The following is a 15,805-nucleotide window of genomic DNA, read 5'->3' on the forward strand; positions in this document are numbered from 1 at the left end:
CGTACAGAAAATGAGCTATCAGGATATCAGCGAAGTGGTCGGCCGGTCGCTTGCCTCGGTCAAATCCGACATTCATCGGGCTCGAGTGCAAGTCCGCGACAGGATCAAGGAGTATCTTGGTGAAAACTACGGAATGTCACAGTCTTTCTGAGTCGCTTACCGCCTACCTTGACGGCGAGTTGAGCGATGCCGAGCGCGCTGAGTTCGAGGCGGCCTTGAAAGGGAACGCGTCCCTGAGCGAAGACCTGAGATCGCACCAGAGGGCGCGCCAGATCATCGATGAGGCTCTGCAGCCCCTGCCCCTTAGCACGGACCTTTGGAACGGCATCCGGCGGGAGATCTCCAGCGGCTTCGAGAAACGGCCTCAGGGCGCCGGGCGAGCTTCGTCTTCGGGCAGTTGGTTGTGGCGCTGGGCGCCGCTGACCGCGGCGGCCGTGATCGTGCTGGTGGTGGCCCTGTCCTTTCCCCTGATGGAGACCGCTCCCTTAGAAAGCAGCGTCGACCCCCAAGTAGAGCGGCAGTATCTCGACTTCGTAAGGAGCCGGCAGCAACAGGAACAACAGTTGCGCGGCCAGCCGCGTTGGACCGACGTCGAGGACAACCCCTTCCGCCGCACCTCCTTTAACGACCTCAACCGCAATCCGTTCGCTGGAGAGTGAGTCCTATGAGTCACGCCCTTTGCAGGAGCCTGCTTGTCGTCTTGATGACCTGCCTGACCCTCGTCTCTCCTCTCATCGCCCAGAACTGGGACGAAGACCGCAGCCAGGCCGAGGCCCAGTACGAGTACATCAAATTGCTCATCAAGAACGGTGACTTCGGCAAGGTGGCCCAAGCCACGGGGGAGTTCTTTTCGATTCGATTTCCCGAGAGCGAAGAACACCACTTCGTCGACACCGCCGAGCGCATATCGACGGCGCTGACCAAAGAGGAGCAGTTCGAAGTGGCCCACAGCGTTCTCGATCAGGCGCTCAAGGCCTGCCGCAAGGACCATTCCCACGGACGGCTCTTCAAGGAAAAAGCCTGGGTTTTCAAGAAGCAGGGCAACGACGCCGAAGCTATGGTGTACTTCGAAAAAGCCAAGAAGCTGCTTTCCAAAGATCCGGACCGTTGAGGACCCCGCCATGAGCCAGCCAAAAGTCCGCGTTCTCATCGCCAAGCCGGGACTCGACGGGCACGACCGGGGAGCCAAAGTGGTGGCACGGGCCCTGCGGGACGCCGGCATGGAGGTCATCTACACGGGCTTGCGCCAGACCCCCTCGCAAATCGTTACCGCCGCCCTGCAAGAGGACGTCGACGCCATTGGACTCTCGGTGCTCTCAGGCGCTCACCTGCATCTCTTTTCCAAGGTCATGCACCTGCTCAAGGAAGAGAAGATGGAGGACGTGCTGGTCTTCGGCGGCGGCATCATCCCCCAGGAAGACGTCGAAAAATTGAAGGAGATGGGTGTGCGCGAGGTCTTTCAGCCGGGCGCCTCGACCCGCCAGATCGTGGCCTTTCTCAACCAGGAGCTGGCGGCGCCCACCCAAGCCTGAAGGACCTCTTTGAGCGATTCGATGGATTCAGCCCTTGCGGGCAGACTGCAAGCACTGTGCAGGCTCCATTGGGAAGACTGCGAGGGCAGCCCGCCGCCCCGCTTCTCGCTGCGCTTCTATCCTTACGCCAACTTGCATCACACCATCCGCCTGCGTGGACAGACCGTTTACCTGCGCTTGAGCGACATTCTTTGCGATGCTCCCGAGCCGGTCTTGTCCGCCATCGCCGTGATCCTGCTTTACAAGCTGATGAGGCGTCAGCCGCCAGCCGCCGAGCGCCGCCTCTATGCCCGCTTCGTGGCTCGTGAAGAGACTCGCGAACGCTGCCGCCGAGTGCGCCGGAAACGTGGCCGCAAGCACCTGACCGCCGAGCAAGGCCGTCATTTCGATTTGCGCTCCCTTTGCGAAGACCTCAACCGCCGCTATTTCGACGGTCACCTCACCATCAAGCGCCTCTCCTGGAGTCGCCGGCGCAATCGGCGGGTTCTAGGACATTACGACTACGCTCACAACACCATCGTCATCGATCGCCGCCTCGACCACCCGCGGGTGCCCGCTTACGTAGTGGAATTCGTCATCTATCACGAGATGCTCCACGCCCTCTTCGGCGAGCGCTTCCAGGGGGGACGCCGTTTCGTGCATCATGCCGATTTCCGCCGCGCAGAACGCCAGTTTCACGACTACCAGCGGGCTCAAGACTTCATCCGCAATCGACTGCCGGCTGCGCGCTGAAAGCCCGCCTCCTGTTTGAGATCCAACCGGGTGCCAGGCCCAGGGAGGGGAAGCTAAAGGGCTGCTTGATTCAAGCCGATGTAGTGATAGCAATGCATTGATAACGCGTGAGACAACACGGGACGGAAAACTGCCACCGCAGCATCGCCTCGTGACTTGGCGGTCACGCGTCCGAGAAGGGTAGGCCGGCTCCGTGACGATTCGCAGCAAACTGCTGATGGGCTTTTCGGTCGCCTTGACCGTGATGGCGGCCTTGGTGTGCGCCGTCACCTATTTCGGCCTGCAGCTTCAGCACGCCTCCGAAACCCTGGCCCGCCTGACCGCCGTCAAACGCAGCCAGTTGCAAGCCAAAGAATCGGTACGCTTCGTGCAGGAACTGGCGGGACAGATTCCCGTCGTCCAAGATCCCCTCGAGCATCTGCAGGCCGTGCGGGGACGCTGGGCGGAAATGAACATGCACATGGAGGAGTTGCAGCAGCGGGTCCTGCTGCTGGAGCCGGGCCTGATCCCCCTGGAGCGCTTTTCCAAAGCCAGGAGCCTGCAACCCGAGGCCTTTGAGGAATTCAGGCTGGCCGTGGGCGGCGGCGACCTGGGCCCCTTGGAACTTCAGGAAGAAGTCATCCTCTTCGACGAAACGCTGGAGACCCTTTACGAATCCCTCGACATCATCGACGTGGACTTGGGCCGGCAGATCGCACAAGCCTTGCAGTGGGAGCGGAGCGTGCGCTACCGGCCCGTGCAGGCAGGACTCATCATCGGCGCTTTGGGCACCCTGGCGCTGCTGGCATTCGCCTGGATCTTCTCGGCGCGCCTGGTGTCTCCACTGAAGGTACTGGCCCACGCGGCCCGCAGAGTGGCCGGAGGAGACGTCGACACCCAAGTGCCCGTCCACTCCCAGGACGAACTGGGCAATCTGGCCGCTACCTTCAACAAAATGGTGCGCGACCTCAAGTCGTCGCGCGGGGCCCTGGTGGCGGCCAAAGAGGAAGCCGAGGCGGCCAGCGTTGCCAAGAGCGAATTCCTGGCCAATATGAGTCATGAGATCAGGACTCCCATGAACGGCATTATCGGTATGACCGAACTGGCGCTGGATACTCAACTATCCCCCGAGCAGAGGGACTACTTGGAGATGGTCAAGCAGTCGTCCGACGCCTTGCTGGCCCTCATCAACGACATCCTGGACTTCTCAAAGATCGAGGCCGGCAAGCTCGACCTCGACGTCATTCCCTTCAACCTGCATAACTGCATCGCCGATTCGGTCAAGGCTTTGGCCCTGAGAGCTCACAAAAAGCGTCTGGAACTGGCTTGCCGCATCGATCCCGACGTGCCCTACCGGGCCCTGGGCGATCCGGGCAGGCTGCGCCAGATACTGGTCAACCTGGTCGGTAATGCCGTCAAGTTCACCGAAGAAGGCGAAGTGGTCGTGGACGTGCGCCTGGAGGGACATAGCCAGGAAGTGGTGGAGCTGCTCATCAGCGTCCGCGACAGCGGAATCGGCATCGAGCCGGATCAGCAGCGCACCATCTTCGAGGCCTTTACCCAGGCCGACGCCTCAACCACCCGCAAGTACGGGGGAACGGGGCTGGGGCTGACCATCTCCAGTCAATTGGTGCGCATGATGGGCGGTACCCTGTGGCTGGAGAGCGAAGTGGGAGTCGGCAGCACCTTCCTCTTCAACCTCAAGCTGGTTCCCGCCAAAGCCGGCCAGGACCTTCCCCGCCGTTCTCTCTGCGACCTGAAGGGTCTGCAGGTGCTGATCGTCGATGACAACGCCACCAACCGGGCTATCCTCAAAGAGCTGTGCACCAAGTGGGGCATGAAACCCGACCTGGCCGAGGACGCCATGTCCGGGTTCGACTGCTTGCAGGAATCGCTGCAGCAGGAGCGCTTTTACGATCTCATGCTGCTGGACGTTCACATGCCCGGCGTGGACGGATTCGAACTGGCCGCCAAAGTCAGGGATCATCCGGGCATGAGCGGGTTGGTCACCGTCATGCTGTGTTCGGCGGGACAAAGAGGAGATGCCATGCGCTGCCGCGAGTTGGGCGTGGCCGCCTACCTGCCCAAACCCATCGCCCAGGCCGACCTGGCCGAGGCGGTGATGAGCGCCCTGGGACAACGCAGCCGGACCGAAGACAAGCGCCTCATTACCCAGCACAGCCTTTCCGAAGAACGGCGTCTGAGGATCCTGGTGGCCGAGGACAACCCGGTCAATCGGAAACTCACCCTCAGGGTGCTGGAAAAGCGGGGCCATAGCGTCACCTTGGCCGGCAATGGCCTGGAGGCTCTGGAAAAGCTCGATCAAGGCCCCTTCGACGTGGTGCTCATGGACGTCCAGATGCCGGAGATGGGAGGCTTCCAAGCCACCGCCGAGATCCGCGAGAGGGAGAAGGGCAACGGTTCCCGCATCCCCATCATCGCCATGACCGCACACGCCATGAAGGGGGACCGCGAGCGTTGTATTGAAGCCGGCATGGATGACTATCTCGCCAAGCCGATCCGCTCCAAGGAACTTTACCAGATGTTGACCCGCCACACCTCGCGCGCCTCCGGTGAAGAGCGCCAACTGGTCTGAGGACTCCGGTCCTCCCCTTTCGGTATGCTTGCAGCATGAAACTGCCCGCTTTGCCGGTGGCCGAGGTTGTGGAGGAGCTGCGCGACGCCTTGCGCAACGGCAACTCGGCCCTGCTGTCGGCTCCTCCCGGATCGGGCAAGACCACGCTGACTCCTCTGGCGCTGTTGGAGGAGGAATGGTTGCGGGGCCGCTCCATCCTCATGCTGGAGCCCCGCCGTCTGGCGGCTCGGGCGGCCGCTTCGAGGATGGCTTGGCTGCTGGGCGAAGAAGTGGGCCGGCGCGTCGGCTACCGCATCCGCTTCGATCACAAGGTCTCTTCCCGAACCCGCATCGAGGTCCTGACCGAGGGCATCCTGACGCGCCGCTTGCAGTCCGATCCCGGGCTGGAAGGGGTAGGACTGGTGATCTTCGACGAATTCCACGAGCGCAGCCTGCAGGCCGACTTGGCCATGGCCTTGACTCTCGAAGTGCAGACGGCGCTGCGTCCGCAACTGCGCCTGCTGGTCATGTCGGCCACCCTGCAGAGCGAAGCCGTGGCTGAATTGCTGGGCGACGCACCCGTGGTGGAAGGCGGGGGAAGGCTCCATCCCGTGGAGACGCACTACCTGGCCCGTCCCCGCGGCGAGTCGATTGCGGCGGGCGCGCTGGCGGGCGTGGGGAGGGCGCTTTCAGAAAGCAGGGGCGACGTTCTGGTCTTCCTGCCCGGAGGAGGCGAGATCCGGTCAGTGGCCGCCCAACTCGAGGACAGGGCCCGGCAAGAGGGGCTGCAACTTCATCCCCTCTACGGAGACCTGCCGCAAGCGGCCCAGGACGCCGCCGTGCGCCCCCACCCCGGCGGCCTGCGCAAGGTGGTGCTGGCCACCAACATCGCCGAAACCAGCCTCACAATCGAGGGCATCACCAGCGTGGTCGACAGCGGCTGGAGGCGGACTCCCAAGTTCGATCCCAACAGCGGACTGACCCGGCTGGAGACCGTGCGCGTTTCCCAGGCCTCGGCCGATCAGCGCAGCGGACGGGCCGGGAGGCTGGGGCCGGGCCGCTGCTTCCGCCTCTGGAGCGAGGCGCGCCAGGCCTCTCTGCTGCCCTTCGACCCTCCCGAGATCGTGGAAGCCGACCTGGCTCCCCTGGCTCTGCAGTTGGCTCAATGGGGCACCAGCGACAGCCGGCAACTGCGCTGGATCGATCGGCCTCCTCAGGGAGCTTTCGAGCAGGCTCGCGACCTGCTCACGGCCTTGGGAGCTTTAGACGCCCGAGGACGGATCACCGCTGGGGGAAAGCGCATGGCCGGCCTGCCCCTTCACCCCCGCCTGGCCGCCATGCTGCTGGCCGCCCACAACTCGGGCTGCACTCGTCTGGGCGCCGACTTGGCAGCCCTGCTGTCGGAGCGCGATCTGTTGCGGGGAAGCCGGGAATCGGGTCCGGCCCCCTGCGACCTGGAGGAGCGCCTGAGCCTGCTGCGGGCCTTCCGCCGCGGCGACAAGCGCCGAGTCGACGAGCGCGGGGGAGATCTGGCCGCCTGCGCCGCCGTGGTGCGCTCCTCCCGTCAACTGAGCAGACTGCTCGATTCCTCCCAAGGAAGTGCGCCATTGGCGAATCCAACCTCGGACCAGATTGAAGCAGGAGAACTGGTTTCCTGCGCCTATCCTGACCGCATCGCCCGCAGGCGCGGCGGATCTCGCCATCGCTACCGCCTGGCCAATGGACGGGGAGCGGCCTTGCCCCAGGGAGACCCCTTGTCGTCCCATCCTTTTCTGGCCGTGGCCCGCCTCGACGCAGGGACTTCCCGCGGACGCATCTTCAGCGCCGCCGCGCTTTCAGAACATGCTCTCAGAACCCGCCACCAAGACCGCATCGAGACCGCTCAACGAGTGGAATGGGACCCCTCGGCAAAGGCCGTGGCGGCCTTGCGCGAAGAGAGGCTGCAGGCCCTGGTGCTTTCCAGAAGCAATCTGCCCAAGCCCGATCCGTCGCAGTTGCAAGAAGCCCTGCTGCAAGGCGTGCGCCTGGCCGGGCTGGAATGCCTGCCCTGGACTCGCGACCTGCGTCAATGGCAGGCTCGGGTGATTTCCCTGGCCGGCTGGCGGCCGGGCGAGGATTGGCCCGACGTCTCCGACCAGGCCCTGGAGGAGAGCCTGGAAGACTGGCTGCTGCCCTTCCTGGCCGGCTTCTCGCGCCTCAGCGATCTGCGTCGTCTCGACATGCAGGCGGCTCTGCAATCGCGCCTCGGCCACAAGGCCGCCCGGCGCCTCGAAGAGGGCGCGCCCACTCACCTCGAAGTCCCCAGCGGATCGCGCCTGCGGCTGCGCTATCAGCCGCCCCAACCTCCCTTCCTGGCGGTGCGCCTGCAGGAGATGTTCGGATTGGCCGAGACTCCCTGCGTATGCTGGGGAGAAGTACCGGTGCTGCTGCATCTGCTCTCGCCCGCTCAGCGCCCCGTCCAAGTCACCCAGGACTTGAAGAGTTTTTGGGACCGGACTTATCCCCAGGTCAAGAAAGAGCTGGCCGGCCGCTATCCCAAGCATCATTGGCCCGACGATCCCTGGAGCGCTCGCGCCACCCGCCATGCCAAGACCCGGCGCGGCAAGTGAGAGAGGCTAAGCGGACGCCGGAGGATAGGAGTCTAAGGTCGGGCCGGCGGATGCCGATAAGCAGATGGAGGGCCATGGACTTCGAAGAACGCATCTCTGAACTCGAGCGCGAACTGGAAAGCACTTACCGAGGGATCGAGACCCTTCAGGAAGAGCTGGGCCGCCGTACCGAGCAAATGGAAGCTCTGGTCAGACACGATCCCCAAACGGGCGTCCTGTGCGCCGCCTATTTCCTTGAACGCCTCTCCACCGAAGTCTTGCGTTCCCAGCGCTATGGCACCCCGCTCACCCTCCTGATGCTGCAACTGGACGGGACCGACAAGTTGCGCAGCCGTTTGGGCCAGGATGGGGAAAGCGTCCTGCTCTTTCAGGCCGCCGAGCGACTGCGCGCCAACTCGCGCCGCACCGACTTGATCGGACGCCGGGCTCAGGGGCACTTCATCATGGTTCTATTCGCCACCTCGGCCAAGGGAGCCAAAATGCTGGCTCAGCGCCTGCGCCGGGCCATCGGCGGAGAAGCCTTCGCCGTCTCCGGCTGCCAACCCCTCGATCTGACTTGCAGCATCGGCTTGGCCGCCTTGAACGCCAACACACGCAACCGCCGACTCTTGCTGGATACGACCCATCAAGCGCTCCTCCAGGCCCAGTCAAAGGGCGGCGATCAGGTCCGCGTGGCCGGCGAAATGCCGCTTCACAAGCGGTTCCTGCGCGGCGTCCTCGACTTCCTTAAAGATCCTCCCCGCCGCCGCGAGACGCCGGTTCGCTAAGTGCCAATCCTCAACCTGTCCCAACTCACAGGCGCTGGAGGACTTGAGATGGAGCCTCCACGATTCCTACCGGCAGTGTCTTCAAAAATGCGTCCTGCCGGAGTATGAATAGTGTCAATGCAATTTCTTGAAAATGCCATAAGCCCTTTATTTGTTAAAGGTTATGCCCAATCAGACGATTCTCATAGAGAAGGGTGGCTGGAAATGCTAAGCAGGGGACGCATTCACCTTTCAGCAGGAAGCACAAGATGAGACAAATCGGCCAGGAATTTCTCCTCCAGTCGGGCCGGGAGGCCAAGAGGCTCAAGAAGAGCGCCGACCACGCCATCGGCCAACTGTCGGTGGCCAACCTCTACACCAGTCTGGACGAAGACGGCAACTGCGTGGCCGTGCTGATGAAACATATCGCAGGCTCTTTGCGGCGATATTGCCGCCAGACCTTGAAGCCTCAAGAGAAGATAAGCCGGTACCACCCAAGACTCGAGTTTACGATCGAGGAAGGCGAGTCTATGGAGGTGGTGAGGGCTCATTGGGAGAAAGCCTGGGAATCCTTCTTTCAGGCCCTCGGATCGCTGTGCGAGGAAGATGTCTTAAGGAGCACTCAGGCCGGGGAAGAGCAGGCCTCGCTCCTGCGCACCCTTCAGTTCAATCAAAGCCACCTGGCTTTTCATGTGGGACAGATCGTCTTCTTGGCCAAGCACCTTAAGGGCTGCGACTGGGAGCCGTTGCAGGAAGGCCGCCCCTCCAACGGTCCCGCCCTGGTGGAACGGAAATGCTGCTGATTCGGCTCTTGGATGAACCGCTGCGCGGTGCGTCGTTTCCCGTGATTGCCGGCGCGAAGACGTCGGCTCCACGACTAGGCCCTGCAGGACTTCCGTCATGACTGTTTATGCAGGCCTGTGTCCCGGACCGCGACACATTTATCCTGGCCGCGTATGGTGATGAAGGGGAGAGGTGATGAAGGGGGGATTCTCCTGGAGGGACCCAGTGCCGGCCGGAGGAGTCAATGCCGGTCGCGAAGCGGCGGGCACGCCCCGCTGCTCGCGACCGAACCACCCTAACCTAGGAGGTTGAAATGGTTAGGCGGCGAGCATAGCACACCAGGACACCCCCGGCAAGCACAGAAGTCTTGAGAGTGCAGATGGCGGCAGGTTTGCGTTGGCCGGCCGCGCCTGCTCAATCGAGGACTCGTCCCTTTTAACTTGCCCTTGGGCCAGGCTCAAGGCAAACTCGGGGAATTGAACGAGGAGGAAGCACGATGTCCAATGACCAAGTTTCGATCAAAGACTGGATTCTCATCCCCGCGCTCATCACTTTGATGGTCAGCCTGCTCAGGCTGACCGGCGAGCTCATGGAGTGGAGCGCATTCTTGTTCAGCCGGGAGGCGGGCGGTAATGGAAGTCCGATGGGAATCAGTTGGCTGATTGTCGTATTCGGATTCTACTTCGGTTGGGCGTTGTCCAAGCGCGGCCACGAGCCGCCATCGATGGGAAGAGCCTGGGGCGTTTTTGCCGTAATTTTTCTCTTGCTCTTCGGCATCCTTACCGCCGCCAGTATCATGGGCATCAACTATCCGGTTTTCCTTTTGGCCTTGATCGCCATGTGCATTGCGGCTTACCTGGCCCATCGCTACTGGGGACCTCTTGGCAAAGTGCTTTTCGCCTATGCCTGGGCCGCCCGCATTCCCGTGATCATCATCGCGTTTTTCGCCATTTTCGGCGATTGGGGAACGCACTACGAGAAGGGGCCGCCGGAATTCGTCTATCCGGAAAGCCCCTTTCAACACTGGCTGCTGCTGGGTCTGCTGCCCCAAGCCACCTTGTGGATCCACATGACGCTGACGTGGGGCGGGCTGTTCGCTCTGATCGGCACTCACCTGGGAAAGAGGAAGTCCTGAGCGCTCGAGTAGCGTCAGTTTTCCAGGCGGTAGTTGGGCGCTTCTTTGGTGACCATCACGTCGTGGGCGTGGGATTCCCGCAAGCCCAGATTGGTGATGCGGATGAAGCGGGCCTTGCGGTAGAGCTCATCGATGCTGCGGGCCCCCACGTACCCCATCCCCGATTGGACGCCTCCCACCAGATTGGGAATGAGCTGTTCCAGACTGCCTTTGTAGGGGACGCGTCCTTCGATGCCTTCGGGCACTATCTTGTCGGTGCCCTTGCGCGATTCTTGCCCGTAGCGGTCGGATGAGCCGGCCGCCATGGCTCCCAGCGAACCCATTCCCCGGTAGGCCTTGTAGGACCGGTTCTGATAAAAGATCAGCTCGCCGGGGGATTCGTCGGTTCCGGCCAGCAGGTTGCCCAGCATGACGCAGTGGGCTCCGGCGGCCAGGGCCTTGGTGATGTCGCCCGAAAACTTGATGCCCCCGTCGGCGATGACGGGAATGTCGTGGCGGCGGGCTTCTTCCACCACGTTGAAGATGGCCGTCATCTGCGGGACGCCGGCACCCGTGACCACCCGGGTGGTGCAGATGCTGCCCGGCCCCATTCCCACCTTGACGCCGTCGGCGCCCATGTCGGCCAAGGCCAGCGCCGCCTCTCCTTCGGCGATGTTTCCGGCCACCACGTCGCACTGCTTGACCTTGTCCTTAAGTTGGCGGACGCCCTCCAGGACTCTCTCGGTGAATCCATGGGCGGTATCGACTGCCACCACGTCGACCCCGGCCGCTTCCAGAGCTTGAGCCCGCTCCAGGTAGTCGCCGGTAGCGCCTACCGCAGCCCCCACCCTGAGCCGGCCCTGCTTGTCCTGGGCGGCGTTGGGATACTCCAGCTTCTTGGTGATGTCCTTGTAGGTGATCAGTCCTCTCAGATAGCCTTTTTGATCCACCACCGGCAGCTTCTCGACCTTCTTCTCGTTGAGCTTTTCCTTGGCCTCTTCCAGCGAAACCTCTTCAGTCACCACGGCCATGTCCCTGAGCGGGGTCATCAGTTCGGCGGCTTTGCGGTTGAGGTCGCTGGCAAAGCGCAAATCGCGGTTGGTGAGGATGCCGACCAGCTTGCCGTCCGCTTCGGTGATGGGTACGCCCGAGATGCCCAATTCCTCCATTTTCTTGATGACTTTGCCGATGGGGTCGTCGGGACGCATGGCGAAGGGATCGACCACCATTCCCGACTCGTAGCGCTTGACTTTTTCCACCTCGGCCACCTGATCCCGGACCGGGAGGTTGCGGTGGATGATCCCGATCCCGCCCAGCCGCGCCAAGGCGATGGCCAGGGGCGCTTCGGTCACGGTATCCATGGCGGCTGAAGCGATGGGAATGTTGATTCGGATGTTGCGTGAGAAGTGTGTGCTGAGGTCGGTTTGGGCCGGAAGTACGTCGCTGCGGTTGGGCATCAGCAGCAAATCGTCGAAGGTCAGCGCAACGGGTATCTCCATGGACGGATTATAGGGACCGCCCCAGGCACTGTCAACGCGTCCGCCGGGTCTGGCGAAGGCTGAAAAAGTTGCCGCGGCGAGAGTCTTGAGGGGATCTGAAGAAGGCTTTGGGAACCGGTCTGGAAAAAACACGTTCTCATGGGCAGCCGCAGTCGAAGACACAGCAGTTCACGCAGTCGAAGAAGAGCTGCGGCGTCGCCTGGAAGCCGAAACGGCCCGCCTTGCAACTGTTGGCGTTGCGGCGGTTAACGCAGTCTCCGTACAACAGCGGACCGGTGGGAAGATGGTGCCGCAATCCACCGGATGTTGTGTTGAGGCTGAGGTCTTTTGGCCAGCGGGGAATTCCATGCGCACTTTCGGCTCTCGGGAGATGGGAGCGGTTGAAATGTTAGAATAAAGGGCTATGTTGAACGCCATCTTGACCAAAGTCTTCGGCAGCCAGGTCGAGCGCGAACTGAAGCGCGTCCAGCCCTTGGTGGATCAGATCAACGAACTGGAGAAGGACTTCGAGCCGCTGAGCGACGAGCAGCTTGGAGCCAAAACCGCCGAGTTCAGGGGACGGCTGGAAGAGGGAGAGGCGCTGGACGACCTCTTGCCCGAGGCTTTCGCGGCCGTCAGGGAAGCCTCGCGACGCACCACCGGCATGCGCCACTACGACGTGCAGTTGGTGGGCGGAGTGGTGCTGCACCGTGGAAAGATCGCCGAGATGAAGACCGGTGAAGGGAAGACCCTGGTGGCCACCTTGCCCATCTATCTCAACGCTTTGGCCGGCAAGGGCGTCCACCTGGTGACGGTCAACGACTACCTGGCCCGCCGCGATGCCGAGTGGATGGGGCCCATCTACGAGATGCTGGGAATGAGCGTGGGCATCATCCAGCACGACATGGCCGATTCCGAGCGCAAAGAGGCCTATCAGTCCGACATCACCTACGGCACCAACAACGAGTTCGGCTTCGACTACCTGCGCGACAACATGAAGTTCTCCATCAAGGACTGCGTGCAGCGGGGCCACGCCTATGCCATCGTCGACGAAGTCGACTCCATCCTCATCGACGAGGCCCGCACGCCCCTGATCATCAGCGGACCCACCGAGGAGTCGACCGACAAATACTACAAGATCGACCGCATCATCCCCCGCCTGGTCAAGGACGCCGATTACAAGGTGGACGAGAAGGCCCGCTCGGTGGTGCTGCAGGAATCGGGCATCGACAAGGCTGAAACGGCCCTGGGCGTGGACAACCTCTACGATCCGGCCCATATCGACCTGGTCCACCACATCCAGCAGGCCCTCAAGGCTCATGCCCTCTTCAAGCGCGACGTCGACTACATGGTCAAGGACGGTCAAGTCGTCATCGTGGACGAGTTCACGGGCCGCCTGATGCCGGGCCGCCGCTACTCCGACGGGCTGCATCAAGCCCTGGAGGCCAAGGAAGGCGTCAAGATCGAGCGTGAGTCGCAGACTTACGCCACCATCACCTTCCAGAACTACTTCCGCATGTACGACAAGCTGGCCGGAATGACGGGTACGGCCGAGACGGAAGCGGCCGAATTCGACAAGATCTACGAGTTGGCGGTGGTGGTGATTCCCACCAACCGTCCCCTCATCCGCCTGGAGCATTCCGACGTGGTCTATCGCACCGAACGCGAGAAGTTCAACGCCATGGCCGACGAGATCAAGGACATGCACGAGCAGGGGCGTCCCGTGCTGGTGGGGACCACCTCCATCGAGCGCTCGGAGCGGTTGGGCAAGCTGCTCAAGCGGCGAGGCATCAAGCACGTGACGCTCAATGCCAAGTACCACGAGAGGGAAGCCGAAATCGTGGCCTTCGCGGGGAAACCCGGGGCTGTCACCATCGCCACCAACATGGCGGGACGCGGAACCGACATCATCCTGGGAGGCAACCCCGATTTCGAGGCCCAGTTGATCCTCAAAGACAAGGGGATGACGCCCCATGAGAACCCCGAGGAATTCAAGGAGCAGGTCGCCAAGCTCAAGCCCGGTTGGCAGAAGTTGCACGAGCAGGTGATCGAAGCCGGCGGACTGCACATCGTCGGCAGCGAACGCCACGAGTCGCGCCGCATCGACAACCAGTTGCGGGGACGCGCGGGACGTCAGGGAGACCCCGGCTCCTCGCGCTTTTTCCTCTCCCTGGAAGACGACCTCATGCGCATCTTCGGCTCCGACAACATCTCGGGGATGATGCAGCGGCTGGGCATGGAAGAGGGCGTCCCCATCGAATCCAAGCTCATCACCAAGCAGATCGAACGCGCCCAGAAGCAGGTCGAGGCCCGCAACTTCGACATGCGCAAACACCTGCTGGAATACGACGACGTGATGAACAAGCAGCGCGAGGAGGTCTACCGCTTCCGCCGCGAACTGCTGGAAGGACAAGACCAGAAAGAGTACATCCAGGGCCTGGCCGAGGACGTGATGGCCGAGTACCTCGACGAATTCGCTCCCTCCGAGGAACATCCTGAGGACTGGAATCTCGACAGCCTGCGTGTGAGCGTGCGCAACAGCTTCGCGCTGGAGCTTCCTTCAAACGTGGACGATCTCAACCGTCCCGACCTGGAAGAGGCCATGTTGAAGAAGATCCGCGACAAGTACGCCAAGAAGGAAGAGGAGATGGGGCCTGAGCAGATGCGCTGGATGGAGCGCATGGTGATGTTGCAGATCATCGACGCCCAGTGGAAGGACCACCTTCTCAACCTCGACCGCATCAAGGAAGGCATCGGACTGCGCGGCTACGCCCAGAGGGATCCGCTGGTGGAATACAAGCGCGAATCGTATTCCCTTTTTCAAGAGATGTGGCAGCGTTCCACCGAGGAGATGGTGCGCATGCTTTACCTGCTGACGCCGGTGGCCGAACCTTCCCGAGCTTCCGAAGCCCTCAGTCCCAAGGCTCGGGCCGCCGCTTCTGACCTCTCCTATTCGGGCGGCGAGTCAGGTTCGACCGGCGTCAGCGTCAAGCCGCAGCAACCCCAGACCGCCACCAATATGGACAACCGCACCGAACAGGCCATCAAGCAGGTCGTCCACAAAGGACCCAAGGTGGGACGCAACGATCCCTGTCCCTGCGGTTCCGGCAAGAAGTACAAGAAGTGCTGCGGTCGTCCCGGTTAAGTCGGCACTTCGCCAACGGCACTTCGAACTTGACTTCACCCTTCCATCGAAGCCGCGATCTCGGCTGCAGCTTGAACCGGATCTTCGGCTTGGGTGATGGGACGTCCGATGACCAGGTAGTCGGACCCGGCCTGGCGTGCCTTGAAGGGCGTCATGACGCGGGCCTGGTCGTGATGGGAGGCACCCTGGGGACGGATGCCGGGGGTGATGAGGGGCAAACCGATTCCCGCTCCCCGCAAGAGGCGGATCTCCTTGGGCGAGCAGACGATTCCTCCCAAACCCTGTCCTTCGGCTTCCTGAGCCAGCTTGAGGACCTGTTCGCGCAGCGGACGTGTCACTCCCACCGAATGCAGGGCGGTCTTGTCCATTGAGGTCAGGACCGTCACTCCCAGCAGCAGCGGCATCTTCGAGCCGGTTTCCTGGCTCCAGCGCGAGACCTTTTCCACCGCCGCAGCCATCATGGCGCGTCCGCCGCCGGTGTGCAGGGTGATCATGCGGGCGCCCAGACGGGCCGCCTCCAGCGCCGCCGCCGCAACCGTGTTGGGAATGTCGTGGAGCTTGAGGTCGAGAAACACCCCTCCCCCGCGCCCGATCACCTCGCGCACAATGGAAGGGCCGTGGGCGGTGAAAAGCTGCAACCCGATCTTGAAAAACCCCACCTGGCCCGACAACCTTTCCACCAGCCCCAGCGCCTCTTCGCGGGAAGGCACATCCAAGGCGACAATAATCCGCTCTCTAGCTTCCATCGCTTCCTCCTTCCCGTGGAGGCCTGCAACTACTCATAAAAGAACTGTCCTTCGCGCACCTCAACGGCGCCCACCAGCTCGTTGATGTCGCGGATGCCCTCTTGGCGGCAGTGCTCTTGCAGCCCGTCGATGATCTTGGGAGCGGCGCAGGGGTCGTAGAAATTGGCCGTCCCCACTTGGACGGCAGTGGCGCCGGCCAGCAGGAATTCCAGGGCGTCGCGGGTAGTGGAGATGCCGCCGATGCCGACGACGGGGATGTCGACGGCTTGAGCGCACTGCCAGGTCAGGCGCAGCGCCAGCGGACGGATGGAGGGTCCCGAGAGTCCGCCCACTGTGTTGGAGAGCATGGGGCGCTTCTCCCGGACG

13 protein-coding genes are annotated in these 15,805 nt (G+C 62.5%); 10 read left to right on the forward strand and 3 right to left on the reverse strand.

Features of this window, described 5'->3' with window-relative positions:
* Positions 1 to 119 precede the first annotated feature (119 nt).
* From VLU25_11345 to VLU25_11385, 9 genes are all read left to right on the forward strand, one after another.
* Positions 120 to 659, forward strand: a complete 540-nt coding sequence (locus VLU25_11345; protein HSR68528.1) for a zf-HC2 domain-containing protein — start codon at positions 120 to 122, stop codon at positions 657 to 659.
* A 5-nt stretch (positions 660 to 664) separates the two neighbouring features.
* Positions 665 to 1,111: a hypothetical protein gene (locus VLU25_11350; protein ID HSR68529.1), complete on the forward strand. Its 447-nt coding sequence runs from the start codon at positions 665 to 667 to the stop codon at positions 1,109 to 1,111.
* A 10-nt stretch (positions 1,112 to 1,121) separates the two neighbouring features.
* Positions 1,122 to 1,532: a cobalamin B12-binding domain-containing protein gene (locus tag VLU25_11355; GenBank protein ID HSR68530.1), complete on the forward strand. Its 411-nt coding sequence runs from the start codon at positions 1,122 to 1,124 to the stop codon at positions 1,530 to 1,532.
* 21 nt (positions 1,533 to 1,553) lie between these two features.
* Positions 1,554 to 2,264, forward strand: a complete 711-nt coding sequence (locus tag VLU25_11360) for a SprT-like domain-containing protein (protein HSR68531.1) — start codon at positions 1,554 to 1,556, stop codon at positions 2,262 to 2,264.
* A 193-nt stretch (positions 2,265 to 2,457) separates the two neighbouring features.
* Complete coding sequence (locus tag VLU25_11365; protein ID HSR68532.1) at positions 2,458 to 4,839, forward strand: response regulator; 2,382 nt, start codon at positions 2,458 to 2,460, stop codon at positions 4,837 to 4,839.
* 35 nt (positions 4,840 to 4,874) lie between these two features.
* The gene (gene hrpB, locus VLU25_11370; protein HSR68533.1) at positions 4,875 to 7,427 is read left to right on the forward strand and encodes an ATP-dependent helicase HrpB; all 2,553 of its coding nucleotides are present in this window, start codon (positions 4,875 to 4,877) and stop codon (positions 7,425 to 7,427) included.
* A 74-nt stretch (positions 7,428 to 7,501) separates the two neighbouring features.
* The gene (locus VLU25_11375; protein HSR68534.1) at positions 7,502 to 8,194 is read left to right on the forward strand and encodes a diguanylate cyclase; all 693 of its coding nucleotides are present in this window, start codon (positions 7,502 to 7,504) and stop codon (positions 8,192 to 8,194) included.
* A 248-nt stretch (positions 8,195 to 8,442) separates the two neighbouring features.
* On the forward strand, positions 8,443 to 8,976 hold the full coding sequence (locus tag VLU25_11380; protein HSR68535.1) for a DUF1572 family protein: 534 nt from the start codon (positions 8,443 to 8,445) through the stop codon (positions 8,974 to 8,976).
* A gap of 476 nt (positions 8,977 to 9,452) precedes the next feature.
* The gene (locus tag VLU25_11385; GenBank protein ID HSR68536.1) at positions 9,453 to 10,091 is read left to right on the forward strand and encodes a hypothetical protein; all 639 of its coding nucleotides are present in this window, start codon (positions 9,453 to 9,455) and stop codon (positions 10,089 to 10,091) included.
* A gap of 14 nt (positions 10,092 to 10,105) precedes the next feature.
* Here VLU25_11385 and guaB read toward each other — a convergent pair whose 3' ends face one another.
* Complete coding sequence (gene guaB / locus VLU25_11390; protein HSR68537.1) at positions 10,106 to 11,569, reverse strand: IMP dehydrogenase; 1,464 nt, start codon at positions 11,567 to 11,569, stop codon at positions 10,106 to 10,108.
* 403 nt (positions 11,570 to 11,972) lie between these two features.
* Between guaB and secA the strand changes: the two genes are divergently transcribed.
* Entirely contained in the window at positions 11,973 to 14,693 is a 2,721-nt protein-coding gene (secA, locus tag VLU25_11395) for a preprotein translocase subunit SecA (protein ID HSR68538.1), read from the forward strand.
* A 35-nt stretch (positions 14,694 to 14,728) separates the two neighbouring features.
* On the opposite strand, the gene pyrF is transcribed toward secA, so the two are convergent.
* Both pyrF and VLU25_11405 read right to left on the reverse strand, forming a co-directional pair.
* Positions 14,729 to 15,439 (reverse strand): orotidine-5'-phosphate decarboxylase, encoded by a 711-nt coding sequence (pyrF, locus tag VLU25_11400; protein HSR68539.1) that lies wholly within the window; start codon positions 15,437 to 15,439, stop codon positions 14,729 to 14,731.
* A 29-nt stretch (positions 15,440 to 15,468) separates the two neighbouring features.
* Positions 15,469 to 15,805, reverse strand: a 337-nt coding sequence (locus tag VLU25_11405; GenBank protein ID HSR68540.1) for a nitronate monooxygenase, incomplete at its 5' end; no start/stop codon positions are given.

It is taken from the genome of Acidobacteriota bacterium, from assembly GCA_035471785.1.
Classification (GTDB): domain Bacteria; phylum Acidobacteriota; class UBA6911; order RPQK01; family DATIPO01; genus JANQFM01.